We start from the raw sequence: 19435 nt of genomic DNA on the forward strand, positions 1-19435 counted from the left end.
TATATCATTCGTCAAAAGACGCGGGCCCGGCCATTCGGCGTGGCAGAGCCCGCAGGAGCAGGGATGTCCGGCGACGCTCGACCGCGAGCACGGCGCCGTGTGCGTCCTCGCAAAGGAACTGGCATGACACTGACATCCCGCACCGCCTCTCGTAAACCCACCAACAAGGCCGGCGTCATCAAGATCGCAGATCGTGAAGTGACCGTCGTGCTGCGCGATCTTTCAAACAGCGGCGCCCGCTTGCGCCCAATCGGCAATACCGCCGACGTGCCGGACCGCTTCCAGCTCATCGCACCGATGGAGAAGCTCGATACGACCTGCGTCGTGGTCTGGCGACGCGGTCACGATATCGGCGTTCAGTTCGAGGCCTGATTAGAGGCTTAGAGATTTGGCTGCGGCGGTAGCGGCTTCGACGAGCGGCGCGGGATAAACCGCATACAGCAGCACGAACAGGCCGGCTGCGATCATCACGAAGCGCACATAGGGTGCCGTCGCGCTGAAGCCCGGCTTGGCATCATCGAAGAACATCACCTTCACGATGCGCAAGTAGTAGAAGAGGCTGACGACGCTCGTCAGCATGCCGATGATGGCGAGGCCGTAAAGCTCGGCCTTCATGGCGGCCGCAAACACGTAGAACTTGGCGAAGAAGCCGGCGAGCGGTGGGACGCCCGCGAGCGAGAGCAGCAGCATGGCGAGGATGAACGCCATCGGCAGGTTGGTTTCGGCAAGCCCGGCCAGCTCGTCGATCTCCTCTACGGGTCCGTTCTCGCGGCGCATGGCCAGGATGCAGGCGAACGCGCCCAGCGTCATCACGAGATAGATGGCGAGATAGATCAGCAGCCCCTCGATGCCCGCTGCGCTGCCGGCCGCGACGCCGACGAGCGCGAAGCCGACGTGGCCGATCGAGGAATAAGCCATCAGGCGTTTGATGTTGGTCTGGCCGATGGCGGCAAACGCGCCGAGCAGCATCGAGGCGATGGCGATGAAAATGACGATCTTCTGCCATTGAACGAAGAGACCGCCGAAGCCGTCGAACAGCACGCGCGCGAGAAGCGCCATGGCGGCGAGCTTTGGCGCCGCTGCAAAGAAGGCGGTGACCGGCGTCGGCGCGCCTTCGTAAACGTCCGGCGTCCACATATGGAAAGGCACGGCCGAGATCTTGAACGCGAGACCGACGAGCAGGAACACGAGGCCTGCAATGAGGCCGAGATTGGTCGCGGCGCCCGGCGCGGAGGCAGCCTGCGCCAGCCCTGCAAACGACGTAGTGCCGGAGAAACCGTAGAGAAGCGAAGCGCCGTACAGCAGCATGCCGGACGACAGTGCGCCGAGCACGAAATACTTCATGCCGGCTTCGCTCGAACGCACGTCGTCACGCCGGAAGGCGGCAAGCACGTAGAGCGCAAGGCTCTGCAGCTCGAGGCCGAGATAGAGCGCGAGCAGATCGCCCGCCGAGACCATCATCAACATGCCGACGGTCGCGAGCAGAATCAGCACCGGCAGCTCGTAGCGATCGGCCTTGGCGCGCCGAAGGTCGTCGAACGACAGCAGGATGGCCGTGGCCGAACCGGCCAGCACAAGGAGCTTCACGAAGCGCGCAAAGGGATCCGAGATGAACGCGTCATTGAAAACGCGCTCGGTGCCGGTTTGCCCCAGGAGCGCCACGCCGGCCGCAAACAGAATCAGGATCGCGGTCCAGCCCGCGCGGTCGGACTTTTCGCCGTCGGAGAAACCGAAGGCACCCAGCATCAAGAGGCCCATGGCTCCCGCAGCGAGAATGATCTCGGGCAGGGCAGCGGCGAAGCTCGTCGTCTCGGGCATGGGGCCGAAGCCTCCTTCAATTCATTATCTTGCGAGCGCAGCGGCCTGGTTTGCACTCTCGATCGAGGTCACGAGCGCTTTCACCGATACGGCCGTCACGTCGAGAATGGGTGCGGGGTAGAAGCCAAGCAGTATGGACAGCACAACGAGCGGCGTAAGAATCGCGAGCTCGCGCGGGGATACGTCGGCGAGCGCCTTCAACGACGGCTTCTCGAGCGGGCCGAAGATCACGCGCCGGTAGAGATAGAGCGCGTAGGCTGCCGAGAGAATGACGCCGGTCGTGGCGAAGAACGCGACGTAAGTGTTCACCTTGAAGGCCGAGAGCAAGGTCAGGAATTCGCCGACGAACCCGGACGTGCCTGGCAGGCCGACGTTGCCCATCGTGAAAATCAGGAAGATCACCGCGTAGATCGGCATCCGCTCGACGATGCCGCCGTAGGCCTTGATCTCACGCGTATGGAGACGGTCGTAGACGACGCCCACGCAAAGGAACAAGGCGGACGCGATGAGGCCGTGCGACAGCATCTGGAAGATGGCGCCGTCGATGCCCTGTTGCGAGAAGGTGAAGATGCCCATGGTCACGAAGCCCATGTGGGCGACCGACGAATAGGCAATCAGCTTCTTGATGTCCTCCTGCACCAGCGCGATCAGCGAGGTCGCGACGATGGCGACGACCGACAGCGCGAAGACGAGCGGTGCGAGCGTGGCGCTGGCGTCGGGGAACATCGGCAGCGAGAAGCGCAGGAAGCCGTAGCCGCCCATCTTCAGGAGCACGCCCGCCAGAATGACCGAGCCCGCCGTCGGCGCCTCGACGTGCGCATCCGGCAGCCAGGTATGTACCGGCCACATTGGCATCTTGACCGCGAACGACGCGAAGAACGCGAGCCACAGCCAGAGCTGCATGTTCTCGGGGAACTTGGTCTGCAGAAGCACGGTGATGTCCGTCGTACCGGCCTGCCAGTACATGGCCATCATCGCGAGCAGCATCAGAACGGAGCCCAGGAACGTGTAGAGGAAGAACTTGAAGCTCGCATAGACGCGGCGCGCGCCCCCCCAGATGCCGATGATCAGGAACATCGGGATCAGGCCGCCTTCGAAGAACAGGTAGAAGAGGACGAGATCGAGCGCACAGAATACGCCGATCATCAGCGCCTCGAGCACGAGGAACGCGATCATGTATTCCTTGACGCGATCCTCGACCGACTCCCAGCTCGCCAGAATGCAGAGCGGCATCAGGAAGGTCGTCAGGATGACGAACAGCATCGAAATGCCGTCCACGCCCATCTTGTACTTGATGGGGCCGAGCCAGGCGCGCTCCTCGACGAACTGGAAGCCCGGCGTCGTCGGATCGAAGTTGACCCAGATGAGAAGCGAGATCGCAAACGTGATGAGCGTGGTCCATAGCGTCGCGTAGCGGATGTTCTGGACCGCTTCGCGCGAAAGCAGCGCAACGAACAGCGCACCTGCCAGCGGCAGGAACGTCACGATCGAGAGAATGGGAGCGCCTGCGATGTTCATTGGGCTCCCCCGCCGCCTGCCAGGATAAAGTAAGTGAGAATGGCAGCGACGCCGATCAGCATCGCGAATGCGTAGTGATAGACGTAGCCGGTCTGCAGTTTGATGATGCGGCCGGTGCCCCACAGCACGCTCTTGGCGGTGCCGTCGATCGTGCCGTCGATGACCGCGCCATCGACGCCCTTCCACAACAGACGGCCGATCGCGAACGCCGGGCGTACGAAGATCAGATTGTAGAGCTCGTCGAAGTACCACTTGTTCAACAGGAACAGGTAGACGGGCCGGAAGGCGCTGGCTGTCGCAGCCGGCAGCCACGGCGCGAGGATGTAATAGACGACCGCGAGGGCGAGGCCCGTCAGCATGGCCACCGTCGGCGCGAGCGGCACCCAGCCCGGTACCTCGTGCATGTGGTGGCGGATGTCCTTGCCGGGGGCCTCGAACAGGGCCGCCTTCCAGAACTCGCTGTACCCTTCGCCGATGAAATAGTGATGGAAGGCGATACCGGCGAACACGGCACCCGTCGCCAGCACGAACAGCGGGATCAACATCACCCACGGGCTTTCGTGCGCGTGATCGTAGGTGTGGTGGTCGGCGCGGGTTTCCCCGTGGAACGTCAGGAAGATCAGCCGCCAGGAGTAGAACGAGGTCATGAAGGCGGCAATCACCAGAACCCAGAACGCGAAGTTACCCGGGGTGTGGCCGGCATAGGCCGCCTCGATGATTGCGTCCTTGGAGTGGAAGCCCGCAAAGCCACCGACGTGAGGAATGCCGACGCCGGTCAGCGCAAGGGTTCCAATCAGCATCATGATCCAGGTGATCGGCAGCTTCTTTGCAAGGCCGCCCATACGGCGCATGTCCTGCTCATGGTGCATGCCGTGGATCACGGAACCTGCGCCGAGGAACAGGAGCGCCTTGAAGAAGGCATGCGTAAAGAGGTGAAAGATACCGGCCGAGTAAGCGCCGACGCCGCAGGCGACGAACATGTAGCCGAGCTGCGAGCATGTCGAATAGGCGATGACGCGCTTGATATCGTTCTGGACGAGACCGACGGTTGCAGCAAAGAACGCGGTGATGGTGCCGATAAGCACGACAACCTCGAGCGCGGTCGGAGCCAGTTCGAAGATCGGCGACAGGCGCGCGACCATGAACACGCCGGCGGTCACCATCGTTGCGGCGTGAATGAGAGCGGAGACCGGCGTCGGGCCTTCCATGGCGTCCGGCAGCCAGGTGTGCAGCAGGAATTGCGCCGACTTGCCCATGGCGCCCATGAAGAGCAGCAGCGCGAGTAGCGTCAGCACGTCGACCTCGTAGCCGAGGAACGACATGGATTTGCCAACGAGGCTAGGCGCTGCCGCGAACACGGCATCGAGGTTGATCGAGTTGGTCATCGCGAACAGGCCGAAGATGCCGAGCGAGAACCCGAAATCGCCGACGCGGTTGACGACGAAGGCCTTGATGGCGGCGGCATTGGCCTCGGGCTTCTTGTACCAGAAGCCGATCAGCAGATAGGACGCGAGGCCGACGCCTTCCCAGCCGAAGAACATCTGAAGCAGGTTGTCGCTCGTCACCAGCGCAAGCATGGCGAAGGTGAACAGCGACAGATAGGCGAAGAAGCGGGGGCGGCTGTCGTCCTCGTGCATGTAGCCGATCGAATAGAGGTGCACGAGGGCGGACACCGTCGTCACGACGACGAGCATGACGGCGGTCAACGTGTCGATGCGGAGCGCCCAGGCGGTATCGAGTTCGCCCGACGTGATCCAGCGGAACAGCGGCACACGCGCGGTCTCGCCGTCGAAGCCAACGCGGACGAAGACGATCCACGACAGGACGGCGGCGACCACCAAAAGGCTGGTCGTGATGAGCTCTGACGGGCGCGGCCCCAGCAGACGGCCGAACAGCCCCGCAATCAGCGCACCCAGGAGCGGAAGGAGAACAATGGCAGCGTAAATCATGCGGTCCCCCGATCAGCCCTTCATCATGTTGATGTCCTCAACCGCGATCGAGCCGCGGTTGCGGAAATAGACGACGATGATGGCGAGCCCGATCGCGGACTCGGCCGCGGCGACCGTTAGGATGAACAGCGCAAACACCTGCCCGACGAGATCGGCGTGGAAGTGCGAGAAGGCGACGAAGTTGATGTTGACCGCGAGCAGCATCAGCTCGACCGACATCAGAATGACGATCACGTTCTTCCGGTTGAGGAAGATGCCGAACATGCCGAGCGTGAACAGGCACGCCGCAACCGTCAGATAATGACCGAGCCCGATTTCCACGGCGCCCCCCCTCTCAATTCCGGAAATGCGGCGCAGAGCCTGCGCCGAAGATTACGTCCGCCGTCATAGCCCCTGCCCCGGTTTGACCTTGACGAGCTCGACGGCCGTCTTCGGCCCGCGGGCCACCTGGGCGGCGATGGACTGGCGCTTGACGCCTTCCTTGTGACGCAGCGTCAGCACGATGGCGCCGACCATGGCCACGAGGAGCACGAGGCCGGCCCCCTGAAAGAAGTAGATGTATTTGGTGTAGAGGATCTGCCCGAGCGCTTCGGTGTTGGTCACGCCTTGCGGGATGGGAGAGGCTACGGAGCTTGCGGGCGTAGGCGCAATGACGCGAGCCCCCAGCAGCGCGATAAGCTCGGCCAGCACCACGCCTCCGACCAGCAGGCCGACAGGGGCATTCTTAATAAAGCCCGCGCGCAGCTCCGCGAAATCGACGTCGAGCATCATGACGACGAACAGGAACAGCACGGCGACGGCGCCGACGTAGACAATGATCAGCAGCATCGCCAGGAATTCGGCGTTGAGCAGGATGAAGAGCCCGGCCGCGTTGAAGAAGGCCAGGATCAGGAACAACACGGCATGCACCGGGTTTTTCGCGACGATCACGGCGGCTCCGGAGGCAAGCGCCAGCGTCGAGAAAAGATAGAAGAAGATCGCCGTCAGTGCCATTTCCCCTCCGTCCCCTCTTCCCTTCGAACACGCAGGAAAAGAGGAAGTTTTTTTACTTCAGCCGATCACCGGTACGGCGCGTCGAGCGCGATGTTCTTCGCGATCTCGCGCTCCCAGCGATCTCCGTTCGCGAGCAGACGCTCCTTCGAGTAGTAGAGCTCCTCGCGCGTTTCCGTCGCAAACTCGAAATTCGGGCCCTCGACAATGGCGTCGACCGGGCAGGCCTCCTGGCAGAGGCCGCAATAGATGCATTTCACCATGTCGATGTCGTAGCGGGTCGTGCGCCGCGTGCCGTCGTTGCGGCGAGGACCAGCCTCGATGGTGATGGCCTGGGCGGGACAGATCGCCTCGCAGAGCTTGCAGGCGATGCAGCGCTCTTCGCCGTTCGGATAGCGGCGCAGCGCGTGCTCGCCGCGGAAACGAGGCGAGAGGGGGCCCTTCTCGAACGGATAGTTCAGCGTCTTCTTGGGCGCAAAGAAATAGCGCATCGCCAGGAAGAACGCCGAGACGAACTCCAGCAGAAACAGCGATTTCAATCCTTGGACCGCACGCATGGGGCAGGATCTCCTATGCCGATCTCAGGATTTGCAGAACGCCGGCGACGACAACGACCATCACGAGCGACAGCGGCAGGAACACCTTCCAGCCGAGGCGCATCAGTTGATCGTAGCGATAACGCGGCACCATGGCTTTGGCCATCGCGAACATGAAGAACATGAACACGACCTTTGCTGCGAACCAGAAGATGCCCGGAACGGCGTTCAGCGGCCAAATATCCACCGGCGGCAGCCAGCCGCCGAGGAACAGGATGGTCGCGAGCGCGCACATCGTGGTGATCGCGACGTACTCGCCGAGCATGAACAATAGATAGGGTGTCGACGAATATTCGACCATGAAGCCGGCCACCAGCTCGCTTTCGGCTTCGACGAGGTCGAACGGCGGGCGGTTGGTTTCAGCCAGCGACGAGATGAAGAACACAACGAACATCGGCAGCAGCGGCAGCCAGTGCCAATCCAGCGCCGAGGACGGGAGCCCGAGCCAGGTTCCGATCCCGGCCGTCTGGGCCGTCACGACCGTCGCCAAGTTGAGCGAACCGACGATGAGCAACACCGTAATGACGACGAAGCCGAGCGAGACTTCATAGGAGATCATCTGCGCGGCCGAGCGCAGCGCGCCCATGAACGGGTATTTCGAGTTGGAGGCCCAGCCTCCCATGATGACGCCGTAGACGCCGAGCGACGAGATCGCCAGCAGATAGAGCACGCCGACGTTCAGATCGGAAATAACCCAGGTGCCCCAACCGTCCTTGTTCATTGGGATGACGGCCCAGGCCGCGAGCGCGCAGGTGGCGGTGACAAGCGGAGCCAGAAGAAACACGCCCTTGTCAGCGCCGGCCGGGATCACGGCTTCCTTGAAGACGAACTTCAGAAGATCGGCAAAGGACTGAAAGAGGCCGAACGGACCAACCACGTTGGGGCCGCGCCGCATCTGCACGGCGGCCCAGACCTTGCGGTCCATCAGCAGAAGGAAGGCCACGCAGAGGAGCAGGCCCACAAGCACCAGCAGGGACAGCCCCACGGTGATGGCCAGCCAAAGGCCGTACTCCCAGAGCAGTGTAATCGTCTCGCTCGACATGCGGTCGCTTGCTCCCTATTCCGCCGCAGCCAAGCCGGCAGCCTTGCCGGCCGCCTTCTTGAGCGCGCTCATCTCGGCCATGACGGCCGAGGCGCGCGCGATCGGATTGGTCAGGTAGAAGTCCTTGACGGCCGCGCGGAACGGCTCGTCCTTGACGGTGCCCTTGACGGAGGCCAGAGCGGCGACGGCCTTGATCTCAGCCGGTGCGACGCGATCGATGGCCGCGAGGGCAGGTGCTGCCTTGTACATGCCGGCGCGCAGAACGTTGATCGAATCGTACGGCAACGTGTGCCCAACGAGGGGCGAGAGCGCGCGGATGATCGTCCAGTCCTCGCGTGCGTCACCCGGGGGAAATGCGGCCTTGGCGGTCATCTGGGCGCGGCCTTCGGTGTTGACGTAAGTCGCGCTCTTCTCGGCGTAGGCCGCGGCCGGGAAGATGACGTCGGCCCGATGGGCGCCAGCGTCGCCGTGGCTGCCCTGATAGACAACGAAGGTCTTGCTCAGACGGCTCATGTCGATGTCGTCGGCGCCAAGCAGGAACAGGACGTCGAGCGCTCCGGTTTCGGCGGCGGCAACGAAGCTGTCGACGCCGGTGGACGCGGGCTTTGCGGGCACGAAGCCGAGATCGAGAGCAGCGACGCGGGATGCCGCGGCATGGAGCACGTTGAACGCATTCCACGCCGGATCCTTGCCCTGGGTGGCGGCAACGGCGATGCGAGCGGCGGCTGCGAGCACGGCCTGTCCGTCGGTGCGGGCGATGGCGGCCGAGCCGACGATGATCAACGGCGCTTTCGCAGCCTGGAGCTTCGCGGCGAATGCGTGCTTGCCGTCGGCGAGGTCGCGCAGCGTCTGCCCACCGGAGCCCAGATAGTCGTACGGATAGGTGAGATCCACCTGTTCGCCGATTAGGCCGATGGCGAGGCCGCCCTGACGCCAGCGCTTCCTGATGCGCGTGTTCAGAACCGCGGCTTCGAGGCGCGGATTGGTGCCGATCAGGAGAATGGCGTCGGCGTGCTCGATGCCTTCGATGGTGGAATTGAAGATGTAGCTCGCGCGCCCGGCTGCGGGATCGAGCTTGGCGCCGTCCTCGCGGCAGTCGACATTGGTCGAGCCGAGGCGGTGGAACAGATCCTTCAGCGCGAACATTTCCTCGGCGCCCGCGAGGGGACCGGCGATGGCGGCGATACGGTCTCCCGAGGCCGCCTTCAGCTTCGCGGCCACGAGCGCGAGGGCCTCCTGCCAGGAGGCGGAAACGAGGCGGCCATCCTTGCGGACGTAAGGCTGGTCCAAGCGCTGCGTGCGCAGACCGTCGGCGACGTGGCGCGTCTTGTCGGAGATCCACTCCTCGTTCACGGCATCGTTGTTGCGCGGCAGAATGCGCATCACTTCGCGGCCGCGCACGTCGATGCGGATCGCGGAGCCAACCGCGTCCATCACGTCGACGCTCTCTGTCTTGCGCAGCTCCCAGGGACGCGCGTTGTGCGCCCAGGGCCGGTGCGTCAGGGCGCCGACCGGGCAGAGATCGTTCACGTTGGCGCTCATTTCGGAGAGAATGCCGCGCTCGAGGTAGGTGGTGATCTCCATGTCCTCGCCGCGCCCGATCGCGCCCAACTCCTCGACGCCCGCGATCTCGGTCATGAAGCGGACGCAGCGCGTGCAATGAATGCAGCGGTTCATCGAGGTCTTGATAAGGGGACCGAGGTACTTGTCCTCGACGGCGCGCTTATTCTCTTCGAAGCGCGAGCCGCCGGCGCCGAACGCCATGGCCTGGTCCTGCAGATCGCATTCGCCGCCCTGGTCGCAGATGGGGCAATCGAGCGGGTGGTTGATGAGCAGGAACTCCATCACCCCTTCGCGCGCCTTCTTCACCGTCGCGCTCTTGGTCGAGATCACTTTCGGAGTGTTGTCGCGGTTCGGCGGCAGGTCGTTGACGCCCATGGCACATGACGCGACCGGCTTCGGGCTGCCCTGCACCTCGACCAGGCACATGCGGCAGTTGCCGGCGATCGACAAACGCTCGTGGTAGCAGAAGCGCGGAATCTCGGCGCCCGCCTGCTCGCAAGCCTGGAGCAGCGTGATGCCGTCCTCGACCGTGATCTCCTTGCCGTCGATGATCAGTTGCTTCGGCATATCTCAGATCCCTCGCGCCAAAAGCGCCCCTTCACCCCGACCCTCTCCCCAGGGAGAGAGTGGGAAGTGCGGCACGCTCGTTTCGAAGCGCAACGATTTCGACACAATCATCGCCCTACTCCGCCGCCTCTTTGTGCGCGGCCTGATAGGCGTCGATGCGCGCTTCGATGACGGGGCGGAAATGACGGATCAAGCCCTGCACGGGCCAGGCCGCCGCATCGCCCAGCGCGCAAATAGTGTGGCCTTCGATCTGCTTCGAGACATCGAACAGGCGATCGATCTCGCTCTTCTCGGCTTCGCCACGCGCCATGCGTTCCAAGACGCGCCACATCCAGCCGGTGCCTTCGCGGCACGGCGTGCACTGGCCGCAGCTCTCGTGTTTATAGAAGTAAGCGATGCGGGCGATGGCCTTGATGACGTCGGCGGACTTGTCGAGCACAATGATAGCAGCCGTGCCGAGCCCCGACTTGAGCTTGGTCAGGCTGTCGAAATCCATCGTCAGCGTGTCGCAGAGATCGGCCGGGATCAGCGGCATGGACGAGCCGCCCGGGATCACGGCCAGGAGATTGCCCCAGCCGCCGCGCACACCGCCGCAATGCTCGTCGATGAGCTGGCGCAACGGAATGCCCATCTCCTCCTCGACGACGCACGGGCGGTTCACATGGCCCGAGATCTGGAACAGCTTGGTTCCGGTGTTGTTCGGCAGGCCGAGCGCGGCAAACCAATGGCCGCCGCGGCGCAGGATGTCCGGAACGACGGCGATGCTCTCGACGTTGTTGATCGTGGTCGGCGCACCGTAGAGGCCGACGTTGGCCGGGAACGGCGGCTTCAGGCGCGGCTGGCCTTTGCGGCCCTCCAGGCTTTCGAGCAGCGCGGTTTCCTCGCCGCAGATGTAGGCGCCGGCACCGTGCGCGATGTAGAAGTCGAAATCCCAGCCGTGGACGTTGTTCTTGCCGATGAGCTTGGCGGCGTAAGCTTCATCTACTGCGCGCTGCAGGCGCTCGCGCTCACGGATGAACTCGCCGCGGATATAGATGTAGCAAGTGTGCGCCCGCATCGCGAAACCCGCGAGCAGTGCGCCTTCGATCAGAAGGTGGGGATCATTGCGCATGATCTCCCGGTCCTTGCAGGAGCCAGGCTCGCTCTCGTCGGCGTTGATGACGAGATAGGACGGACGCGAATCCGCCTTCGGCATGAAGCTCCACTTGAGGCCGGTCGGAAAGCCCGCGCCGCCGCGACCGCGGAGACCCGAGGTCTTGACCTCGGAGATGATCCAGTCGTGGCCCTTGTCGATGAAGAACTTGGTGCCGTCCCACGAGCCACGCGACTGCGCACCCTTGAGCCCCGAGTCGTGGAACCCGTAGATGTTCTGGAAGATGCGATCCTTGTCTTCGAGCAGCATCGCGACCTACCCTTTGGGTTCTTCGACAGGCTTGGTGCCAGCTGCGGCACCGCCTTCCTGCAGCTCCGGGAAGCGTGCACGCCAAGCGCCGCGCTTGGAGCCGTCATAGAGCGTGGGATCGGACAGTGTGGTCTGCGCGCCTTCAGGCGAAGAGTTCTTGCGGCCGATCTGCGAGCCGACCTTCGGCGTCGCGCCGCGCGCGAAGGCGCCGAGAATTTTTTCAAGTGCTTCCGGCGTCAGATCCTCGTAGGTGTCCTTCCAGATCTGAACCATCGGCGCATTGGCGCAAGCGCCCAGGCATTCCACTTCTTCCCACGAGAACTGTCCGTCTTCCGACAGCTCATGCGGGTGCTCCGCAATGCGTCTTTTACAGACCTCGATCAGCCCTTCGGCTCCGCGCAGCATGCATGGCGTGGTTCCGCATACCTGCACGTGCGCCTTGGTGCCAACCGGCGAAAGCTGGAACATCGTGTAGAAGGTCGCGACCTCGTAGGCCCGGATATAAGCAACGCCGAGCATGTCTGCCACGTGGCGCAAGGCGGGCTCCGAAAGCCAACCGCCCAATTGCTCCTGCGCGCGCCAGAGCAATGGAATGATCGCAGACGCTTCCTTGCCTGCCGGATATTTCGCAATGGTCTCTTTCGCCCAAGCGAGATTCTCGGGCGTAAAAGAAAAACCATGCGGCTGGTCGGGATGAAGACGGCGGACGCCCATGCTGGCTCCCTCTGCGGATCATCCGCGGGGCTCTGGAAGTCTCAGATCAATCCAGGCTGCCAAGCCTCGATCATCCACGACCTCTCCACGCAACTTCCCCCGCAGCAGTCTTCATTTCCACTACGTCTATCGCAGCGCGAAAGCAAGCGCGCAGGGCGCAGTGCCCCCGCGCTATTTCATCATTTTGGATTGTTGCGTTCGCGCGTACGCAAACGAGATGAAAAGCCGATTGCTGGCGTCAGAGTTTTTGTCGACGAGGATTGCAAATCGCTTCGGACGAAAGTCTATGACGCGAAGCTGCGATCTCTGATCTTACGCAGACGGCAATGTGGCCCAGCCCGCGATGAGAAGCACGGCCGCGATCGGCGCGAGAAAGAGAGAGATCTGCGAGCCAACGCGCAGGAAGCCGGTCCAGAAGATCGCGAGCAGGACACCGAACAGAACGATGACCCATCCACCGTATTCGGTGCCACGTGCAGCCGCGAACCAAAGCGCGTTCGAGATCGCGAATACGCCGAGCAGTACGGGCACGACCGGGAAATCGACCTGAAGGGCGCCCATCGGCCATTGCTGGCGGCGAGCGAAGAAGTTGTAGGTCACGAGCGACAGTCCCCACCCCAACGCGGCAACCGCCAACAGAAACAGATTGTCGATCATTTGACGCAACTCCCCTAGATTTGCCCACGGATTGTGCCAGCAATTCCGCAATTTCACCAGCTTCCGTTGAGACGCCGGCTGAGCCGCAGCCCAATTTTCTCCGCGACGCATCGGAGCATCCTGCACGGCAAGGCTTGCCACCCCCTCGGCAAGGCGCCATATTCCGCCCGGAGGCTGGCGGCGGACGAGACCATCGCCAACCGGGTCAGGTCCGGAAGGAAGCAGCCCTAACGACAGGTGCACGGGTCGTTCGTCAGCCTCTCCTTACTCGCTCACGCCTGCAAGCTCCGCGGGGGCGACACTGGCGTCTGAGCGAAGCTCGGCTCCGCCGAGACGGGTCGCATCCAAGCGAAGCTTGGCTTCGCCAAGACGCTCCCGAGCCTTTCAGGCCGAAATAGCGAGCTTCTTCAGACAGGCATTGCGCCAGACAGGGCATCGTGTCGAAGATCATTCGCCATCTCCTGGTCATCCTGACAGCGCTGCCGATATTTCTTGGACTGGCGACGGCCGGCTTTGCGGCGCCGTGCACGCATGAAATCAGCCAGCCTGGGACCGGATCCCATGAGCTGGGCGCGCCGGATCAATCAACCTGTCCTTGCTGCGAAAAAATGCTGCCAGCCGCCTCCGCAACCTGCGGGCTCGCCTGTCATACCGGCATCGTGGCGTCCGCCAACAAAGTGCGGCGCGAGCTCACTCCGTACCGGATCAAGTTTGCCCTGCTCGCACAGAGCGGGCACGGCATCGACCTCCAGCCGCCTCTCCCTCCCCCGCGTTGACGGGCATTCGACGTATCGAATTCCCATCAATCAAAGGAGAACTCTCAATGGCAAAAGTCATTGCGTCGGCTGTGTTTGGCCTATTGGCCCTCACCGCCACGGCACAAGCGGCACAGGTTTGCTGCGATCTTCTGGTCTGCTGTGACGGCGGACCTTGCTGTGACGACTAACCAGATGCCCAAATCGGGCACCTGATTGGAAGGCGGCGCTCGCTCCCTAAAAAGGAGCGAGCGCTATTTCCATGGGACGGCCTGCGGGTACCCGCGCCTTGCTGATCGCCCGCTTTAAATCCTAAGATTGGCCTTGCTGTTCAGCCGTTCATGGCCGAAGTCATGGCGGACGTTGGAAATGATTGCGGGTTCAATGGCCAAGAAGAAATCTGACAGTGACGTGACAGCGGGCGGGGCCGAGGGATCGGCACCGGCGAAACCCTATGTCGTGCTGGCACGGAAATACCGGCCGCAGACGTTCGACGACCTGATCGGCCAGGAAACCATGGTGCAGACGCTGCGCAACGCGTTCGCGTCTGGGCGCATCGCGCACGGCTTCATGCTGACCGGCGTGCGCGGCGTCGGCAAGACCACCACGGCGCGCATCCTCGCGCGCGCCCTCAACTACGAAACCGATACGATCTCGGTGCCGACCATCGACATGCCAGGGCTCGGGCGGCACTGCCTCGAAATCATGGAAAGCCGCCATCCCGACGTGATCGAGATGGACGCCGCCTCCAACACCGGCGTCGACAACATCCGCGAGATCATCGAAAGCGCCCGCTACCGGCCGCTCTCCGCGCGCACCAAGGTGTTCATCATCGACGAGGTTCACATGCTCTCCAAGGGCGCGTTCAACGCGCTTTTGAAGACCCTCGAAGAGCCGCCGGGGCATGTGAAGTTCATTTTCGCGACGACGGAGATCCGCAAGGTGCCCGTCACCGTGCTGTCGCGCTGCCAGCGCTTCGACCTGAGGCGCGTCGACGTTCCGCGCCTCGCTCAGCACCTCAAGAACATCGTCGCCAACGAAGGCGCGGCGGCCGACGACGACGCGCTGACGCTAATCTCGCGCGCGGCCGAAGGCTCGGTGCGCGATGCGCTTTCGATCCTCGATCAGGCGATCTCGACGTCGTTCGCCCCCGAGACCGGCGGGGACAGCACCGTTACCGCGACTGCCGTCCGCGCGCTTCTGGGCCTTGCCGATCGCGGACGTATTTTCGATCTGCTCGAAACGCTCGCGGCCGGAGAGATCGCGTCCGCGCTCGGCGCGCTCGATGGGTTGCACAAGGACGGCGCGGAAGCGGCGCAAGTGCTTGCCGATCTCGCGGAAGCCGTTCACATCACCGCGCGCGTCAAGGCTGTTGGCCCCGATGCGGCCGGTGAAGCGCTCGCGCTCGAAGAAAAGCGTCGAGCGGCCACGCTCGGCGACAAGCTCTCGATGCCGCTGCTCGCGCGCCTCTGGCAGATGCTGCTCAAAGGGCTCGATGAAGCCGGAAAAGCGCCGAACCCGTTGGCGGCAGCCGAAATGGTGCTGATCCGGATCGCGCATACCTCCGACCTGCCCCCGCCCGACGAGATCATTCGTGCGCTCGGCGGCGCGCCCGAGCGCCGGCGTAACGGCGCGGCCCCCGCCGAGGGAACAAGAGCGGGTGCAGGCGCCACAGCCGAAGCGACCGGCGACGCAGCCACCGCGCGCGCATCCCGCGCGCAACCCGCTTCCCCGGATTTCGACCTGGATCTGCTGCCGGAGGACGACCGGGACTTCGAGTTCCCGAGCGACGGCTCGATGATGGACGAGGACGGCGCCAGCGACGACGGCGACGGGGTTGCCGCGACGCTGGCCGGACAAGGCCCTTCGCTGCGGCCGCTCAACACGTTTGCCGATGTCGTCGGGCTGGCCGGCGACCGGCGCGACGCCAAGCTCAAGGTGATGCTGGAAGAGCAGACGAGCCTCGTCAAATTCGACGGCGTGGCCGGCACCATCGACCTCTATCTGTTGCCGGCGGCTTCGCCGGACGTCGCCAACGACCTGCGCGAAAAGCTCAACAAATGGACCGGCCGCAGGTGGATTGTTGCCCTATCGAAAACACCCGGCGAAACGCCGATCGGCCAGGTGCGGCGCGAGCGTGAGGCACAGGAGATCGCGGCCTTGAAGCGTCACCCCGCAGTCGCCGCCGTGCTCAATGCCTTTCCGGATGCGGAGGTCTCGCCCGTACGCCGCATCGCGCGCGATCGCGACGACGACAGCAAGGCGGGATGACGACCGCACCATAGGAAGGGCAGCGCCGAGGCGTCACGCCCTCAACAAACGGCCGCCGGAAACTTTCGGGCGGCCGTTCGTCATTTCAGGCCTGTTTCTTCAAAGGACATTGAAGCGATTTTCGAGCGGCTTTCCATCCGGCCAGAATGCCGTGTCCTTACCCTTGTCCAGTTTCTTGTCGCCATCCACGTCCCGGTAAAGAGATCCCCAGAGTGTCATTCCGCTTTTGAGTTCTTTTCCGATATCGACACTGACATTGCGATGATCGCCGGCCGCAAGCGGAACGTATCCCAGTACGTCGCCGGTCACCTTGCCGTCGGCATCACTGCCATACACGGCGACATAGCCATCGAACGGTAGATATACGTAGCTAAAGCTCACCGCCTTGCCCGCATTTCGCTGATCAAAAACGATCAGCGATGGATCGGTGTGCGCCGGTCCCGCGTCACGGGCTTGAGGCGCTTCGGGTGCAGCAAATGCTTTCATGGCGAACAGAGGGGCCACCAGGAGCGCCACTGCGCCGAGGCGAAAGCGATAACTTGTCATGAGCGTTTCCTCTCCGGTTTGACGCCGATGCCATTTCGGCGTTCCTGCGAGATCAACGCGCGCGCGAGCCTATCGCTCCTTCACGTCGGATAACTTCAATTTCAGGCGAATTGAATTTTCAGCGAAAGCAAATTGCGCCATTCGCGCCGTCTAAGGAAATGATCCTACGAAGTTTCGCGTAGCTCAATGACGGCTCGCGCCGGCGCTTTCGATAGACGCATCATGCGTTCTTGAAAACCAGACAAGACAAGGTAGGCGTCCCGCGCGCCAGCCTCGCATCCGGGAATTCCTCCCGATTTTAGGATACGGGAAGCGCTCCTCTCCCCGGGCATATAAAGCAATGTTATAGCGTCTCTACTCGCCCGCGCTTCGACCGGGCGAACTGTTCAGGGAGAACGCAATGCGCCTACACGCACTTACGGCCGCCACGCTTCTGCTGGCCGCCAGCCCGGCTCTCGCCGCCTCGGAGGGCAAATTCTCGAAAGCTACCGTCGACGGGATCACCAAGTCGCTCGAGGCTGACGGCTGCAAGCTCGGCGAAATCCATTCGGGAGACGGCCGCTACGACGTTTCGGGCGCTCAATGCGCGGACGGGATCTACACGGTCTCGGTCGATACCAACTTCAAGATCATCGAAAAGAAGAAAAAGCCGGAGCCGCCGAAATAGCGCCCACGGCGACAAGCAACTTCGGGCCGGGCGAAAGCTCGGCCTTCTTTTTTTGTCGGCACGCCCCATCTCCGGCGAAGAATAAGGAGTGGCGTGTGACCGATCCCTTAAATCTCCATCGCTTCGTTGAAGCTCAATCGCTCGTCTATGAAACCGTGCTCGACCAGCTTCGCGCCGGGCGCAAGACGACGCACTGGATCTGGTTCATCTTCCCTCAGGAAAAGGGCCTCGGCAGCAGCGCGATGTCCGAGCGCTACGCCATCTCCTCGCTCGACGAGGCGCGGGCCTATATGGCTCACCCCATTCTCGGCCCGCGGCTCAAGGAATGCGTGGACCTCGTCATGTCTCACCAGGACATCCCGCTGGAGCAGATGCTCGGCGGTCTCGACGCCATGAAGTTCCTGTCGTGCATCGAGCTCTTCTGCAACGCGTGCGGCGACGACTGGCTGCGGCGATGAAGCGAAAACCGGCATTCGGCACCCGGCATGCGGCAATCGAGGGGTGGCGTTGGGTCGCCGTCTCTGCCACTCCTAATGCCGCGTGCTAACTGCCTATTGCCTAACGAAAAGGAGATCCGATGAAAGACCTGATGGGTATGATGAAACAGGTCAAGGACATGCAGGACCGCATGCAGCGCCTGCAGGAGGAGCTTGCCGCCATAGAAGTGGAAGGCGCGGCGGGCGGTGGCCTCGTCTCGGTCACGCTCAGCGGAAAAGGCGACCTCAAGCGCGTCCGGATCGACCCCTCGCTTCTGAAGCCGGAAGAGGCCGAGATCGTCGAGGACCTGATCGTCGCGGCGTCTTCGGACGCCAAATCAAAGGTCGAAGCGCGCCTCCAGGAAAAGATGAGCGAAGTGACCGGCGGGCTTCCGCTGCCGCCCGGCATGAAGCTTTTTTGACGTTTTCTCCTTCCAAGGCGCCCCGCGGGAGAAAAAAACTTCGCCCCAAAGGTCACGAAAGGCCTTTGAGCTGTTGAATTCCGCGGGGTTCTGCCCTATCTGCGCACGCTTGCTCAAAGTGCGGGTGCACGCGAGCTGTCTTTGTTTGGTCTCTCATGCAGGAAGGGAGCTTCGCCTTGGACAGCGTTCTCATCATCGGTGCCGGTGCGGCAGGTTCGGTCACGGCGCAGAAGGCCGCGATGAACCGCGACGTCTTCAAGAAGGTGCACCTCGCCTCGCGGCGCCTCGAAAGCTGCGAGAAAGTCGCCAAGCTCTGCGTCACGCCGATCGAGATTTCTCAGGTCGATGCCGACAACGTCGACGAGGTCGTCGCGCTGATCGAGCGCGTGAAGCCGGATCTCCTGATCAACATGGCACTTCCCTACCAGGATCTGCCGATCATGGACGCGTGCCTCAAGACCGGCGTCCACTACATGGACACCGCGAACTACGAACCGCGCGACGTCGCTAAGTTCGAGTACTCCTGGCAATGGAAGTACCAGGACAAGTATGCCGACAAGGGCATCATGGCTGTGCTCGGCTGCGGGTTCGACCCCGGCGTTTCGAACATCTTCTGCGCCTATGCGCAGGAGCACCTGTTCGACACGATCGATACCATCGACATTATTGATTGCAACGACGGCAGCCACGGCAAGTCGTTCGCCACCAACTTCAATCCGGAGATCAATCTCCGCGAGGTGACGCAGCGCGGTAAATACTGGAAGGACGGCAAGTGGATCGACATCGATCCGCTGACGATCTCCTGCATGATCGACTATCCGGAAGTCGGCCCGCGCAAGAGCTACCTCATCTATCACGAGGAGGAGGAAAGCCTCGTCCAGAACATCAAGGGTCTGAAGCAGATCCGCTTCTGGATGACGTTCTCCGACAACTACATCAAGCACCTCGACGTGCTGCAGAGCGTGGGCATGACGCGCATCGACCCGGTGATGTACAAGGGCACGCCGGTGATCCCGATGGAATTCCTGAAGGAGCTGCTGCCGCCGCCGTCGTCGCTTGGCGAGAACTACACCGGGCGCACGTCGATCGGCTGCATCATTGACGGCACCAAGGACGGCAAGCGCAAGACGGTGCTGATCTATAACGTCTGCGACCATGCCCAGTGCTACAAGGAAACCAAGGCGCAGGCCGTCTCCTACACGACGGGCGTGCCACCGGTCGTCGGTGCGATCCAGATGTTCCAGGGCGCGTGGGCTGGCCGCGGCGTGTTCAACGTGGAACAGCTTCCCTCGAAGCCGTTCCTCGACGAGCTCGGCAAGCAGGGCCTGCCGTGGCACATCCTCGACATCACGCCGGCCGACCAGGCCGAGCTGTTCGCGGTCAAGACCTGATCCGCGCGCTTCGCTTCTGCAATATGTGATGGGCGGCTTCGGCCGCCCATTTTTTTGTTTCCTTCCAGCCGCTTTCCCCTTCAGATAACGG

19 protein-coding genes and 1 other RNA gene are annotated in these 19435 nt (G+C 62.8%); 8 read left to right on the forward strand and 12 right to left on the reverse strand.

Features of this window, described 5'->3' with window-relative positions:
* Positions 1–123 precede the first annotated feature (123 nt).
* Entirely contained in the window at positions 124–372 is a 249-nt protein-coding gene (locus RCO24_RS04500) for a PilZ domain-containing protein (protein ID WP_308960203.1), read from the forward strand.
* On the opposite strand, the gene nuoN is transcribed toward RCO24_RS04500, so the two are convergent.
* The 11 genes from nuoN to RCO24_RS04555 form a co-directional block, all read right to left on the reverse strand.
* Positions 373–1818 (reverse strand): NADH-quinone oxidoreductase subunit NuoN, encoded by a 1446-nt coding sequence (gene nuoN / locus RCO24_RS04505; protein WP_308960204.1) that lies wholly within the window; start codon positions 1816–1818, stop codon positions 373–375.
* Positions 1819–1842: 24 nt separating this feature from the next.
* The gene (locus tag RCO24_RS04510; RefSeq protein ID WP_308960898.1) at positions 1843–3330 is read right to left on the reverse strand and encodes an NADH-quinone oxidoreductase subunit M; all 1488 of its coding nucleotides are present in this window, start codon (positions 3328–3330) and stop codon (positions 1843–1845) included.
* 2 nt (positions 3331–3332) lie between these two features.
* The gene (gene nuoL / locus RCO24_RS04515) at positions 3333–5282 is read right to left on the reverse strand and encodes an NADH-quinone oxidoreductase subunit L (RefSeq protein ID WP_308960900.1); all 1950 of its coding nucleotides are present in this window, start codon (positions 5280–5282) and stop codon (positions 3333–3335) included.
* A 15-nt stretch (positions 5283–5297) separates the two neighbouring features.
* Positions 5298–5606 (reverse strand): NADH-quinone oxidoreductase subunit NuoK, encoded by a 309-nt coding sequence (gene nuoK, locus RCO24_RS04520; protein ID WP_308960205.1) that lies wholly within the window; start codon positions 5604–5606, stop codon positions 5298–5300.
* 63 nt (positions 5607–5669) lie between these two features.
* A complete protein-coding gene (locus tag RCO24_RS04525) occupies positions 5670–6278 on the reverse strand; it encodes an NADH-quinone oxidoreductase subunit J (protein WP_308960206.1) in 609 nt (202 codons plus the stop codon).
* 65 nt (positions 6279–6343) lie between these two features.
* Entirely contained in the window at positions 6344–6832 is a 489-nt protein-coding gene (gene nuoI, locus RCO24_RS04530) for an NADH-quinone oxidoreductase subunit NuoI (RefSeq protein WP_308960207.1), read from the reverse strand.
* A gap of 13 nt (positions 6833–6845) precedes the next feature.
* Positions 6846–7913, reverse strand: a complete 1068-nt coding sequence (nuoH, locus tag RCO24_RS04535; RefSeq protein WP_308960208.1) for an NADH-quinone oxidoreductase subunit NuoH — start codon at positions 7911–7913, stop codon at positions 6846–6848.
* A 15-nt stretch (positions 7914–7928) separates the two neighbouring features.
* Positions 7929–10043 carry an NADH-quinone oxidoreductase subunit NuoG gene (nuoG, locus tag RCO24_RS04540; RefSeq protein ID WP_308960209.1) on the reverse strand — a complete coding sequence of 705 codons (2115 nt, stop codon included), beginning with the start codon at positions 10041–10043 and terminating at the stop codon, positions 7929–7931.
* Positions 10044–10158: 115 nt separating this feature from the next.
* Complete coding sequence (gene nuoF, locus RCO24_RS04545) at positions 10159–11442, reverse strand: NADH-quinone oxidoreductase subunit NuoF (RefSeq protein WP_308960902.1); 1284 nt, start codon at positions 11440–11442, stop codon at positions 10159–10161.
* Between the two features lie 9 nt (positions 11443–11451).
* The gene (gene nuoE, locus RCO24_RS04550; protein ID WP_308960210.1) at positions 11452–12159 is read right to left on the reverse strand and encodes an NADH-quinone oxidoreductase subunit NuoE; all 708 of its coding nucleotides are present in this window, start codon (positions 12157–12159) and stop codon (positions 11452–11454) included.
* A 312-nt stretch (positions 12160–12471) separates the two neighbouring features.
* Positions 12472–12816: a hypothetical protein gene (locus RCO24_RS04555; RefSeq protein ID WP_308960211.1), complete on the reverse strand. Its 345-nt coding sequence runs from the start codon at positions 12814–12816 to the stop codon at positions 12472–12474.
* A 169-nt stretch (positions 12817–12985) separates the two neighbouring features.
* Between RCO24_RS04555 and ffs the strand changes: the two genes are divergently transcribed.
* The 3 genes from ffs (at position 12986) to RCO24_RS04570 (ending at position 15842) form a co-directional block, all read left to right on the forward strand.
* Positions 12986–13081: signal recognition particle sRNA small type (ffs, locus tag RCO24_RS04560), an RNA gene on the forward strand.
* Positions 13082–13253: 172 nt separating this feature from the next.
* Positions 13254–13592, forward strand: coding sequence for a hypothetical protein (locus tag RCO24_RS04565; RefSeq protein WP_308960212.1), 339 nt, complete (start codon positions 13254–13256; stop codon positions 13590–13592).
* A gap of 363 nt (positions 13593–13955) precedes the next feature.
* Entirely contained in the window at positions 13956–15842 is a 1887-nt protein-coding gene (locus tag RCO24_RS04570; RefSeq protein WP_308960213.1) for a DNA polymerase III subunit gamma/tau, read from the forward strand.
* A gap of 99 nt (positions 15843–15941) precedes the next feature.
* Here the strand turns inward: RCO24_RS04570 and RCO24_RS04575 are convergent, their stop codons facing one another.
* Positions 15942–16346 carry a hypothetical protein gene (locus RCO24_RS04575; protein WP_308960214.1) on the reverse strand — a complete coding sequence of 135 codons (405 nt, stop codon included), beginning with the start codon at positions 16344–16346 and terminating at the stop codon, positions 15942–15944.
* A gap of 442 nt (positions 16347–16788) precedes the next feature.
* Here RCO24_RS04575 and RCO24_RS04580 point away from each other — a divergent pair, with 442 nt between their 5' ends.
* From RCO24_RS04580 to RCO24_RS04595, 4 genes are all read left to right on the forward strand, one after another.
* Positions 16789–17055 carry a PepSY domain-containing protein gene (locus tag RCO24_RS04580; protein ID WP_308960215.1) on the forward strand — a complete coding sequence of 89 codons (267 nt, stop codon included), beginning with the start codon at positions 16789–16791 and terminating at the stop codon, positions 17053–17055.
* Positions 17056–17150: 95 nt separating this feature from the next.
* Positions 17151–17513 carry a DUF1810 domain-containing protein gene (locus RCO24_RS04585; RefSeq protein ID WP_308960216.1) on the forward strand — a complete coding sequence of 121 codons (363 nt, stop codon included), beginning with the start codon at positions 17151–17153 and terminating at the stop codon, positions 17511–17513.
* A gap of 119 nt (positions 17514–17632) precedes the next feature.
* Positions 17633–17953, forward strand: coding sequence for a YbaB/EbfC family nucleoid-associated protein (locus RCO24_RS04590; protein ID WP_308960217.1), 321 nt, complete (start codon positions 17633–17635; stop codon positions 17951–17953).
* A gap of 176 nt (positions 17954–18129) precedes the next feature.
* Positions 18130–19344, forward strand: coding sequence for a saccharopine dehydrogenase family protein (locus RCO24_RS04595; RefSeq protein WP_308960218.1), 1215 nt, complete (start codon positions 18130–18132; stop codon positions 19342–19344).
* The last annotated feature ends 91 nt before the right edge of the window (positions 19345–19435 follow it).

Source organism: Hyphomicrobium sp. LHD-15, from assembly GCF_031157355.1.
GTDB lineage: Bacteria > Pseudomonadota > Alphaproteobacteria > Rhizobiales > Hyphomicrobiaceae > Hyphomicrobium_C.

Excerpts from the sequence above, each read along its gene's own strand:
- RCO24_RS04500 (WP_308960203.1), top strand. The coding sequence starts at position 124 with ATGACACTGACATCCCGCACCGCCTCTCGTAAACCCACCAACAAGGCC.
- nuoN (WP_308960204.1), bottom strand. The coding sequence starts at position 1,818 with ATGCCCGAGACGACGAGCTTCGCCGCTGCCCTGCCCGAGATCATTCTC.
- RCO24_RS04525 (WP_308960206.1), bottom strand. The coding sequence starts at position 6,278 with ATGGCACTGACGGCGATCTTCTTCTATCTTTTCTCGACGCTGGCGCTT.
- nuoI (WP_308960207.1), bottom strand. The coding sequence starts at position 6,832 with ATGCGTGCGGTCCAAGGATTGAAATCGCTGTTTCTGCTGGAGTTCGTC.
- nuoH (WP_308960208.1), bottom strand. The coding sequence starts at position 7,913 with ATGTCGAGCGAGACGATTACACTGCTCTGGGAGTACGGCCTTTGGCTG.
- nuoG (WP_308960209.1), bottom strand. The coding sequence starts at position 10,043 with ATGCCGAAGCAACTGATCATCGACGGCAAGGAGATCACGGTCGAGGAC.
- nuoE (WP_308960210.1), bottom strand. The coding sequence starts at position 12,159 with ATGGGCGTCCGCCGTCTTCATCCCGACCAGCCGCATGGTTTTTCTTTT.
- RCO24_RS04555 (WP_308960211.1), bottom strand. The coding sequence starts at position 12,816 with ATGATCGACAATCTGTTTCTGTTGGCGGTTGCCGCGTTGGGGTGGGGA.
- RCO24_RS04570 (WP_308960213.1), top strand. The coding sequence starts at position 13,956 with ATGGCCAAGAAGAAATCTGACAGTGACGTGACAGCGGGCGGGGCCGAG.
- RCO24_RS04580 (WP_308960215.1), top strand. The coding sequence starts at position 16,789 with ATGCGCCTACACGCACTTACGGCCGCCACGCTTCTGCTGGCCGCCAGC.
- RCO24_RS04590 (WP_308960217.1), top strand. The coding sequence starts at position 17,633 with ATGAAAGACCTGATGGGTATGATGAAACAGGTCAAGGACATGCAGGAC.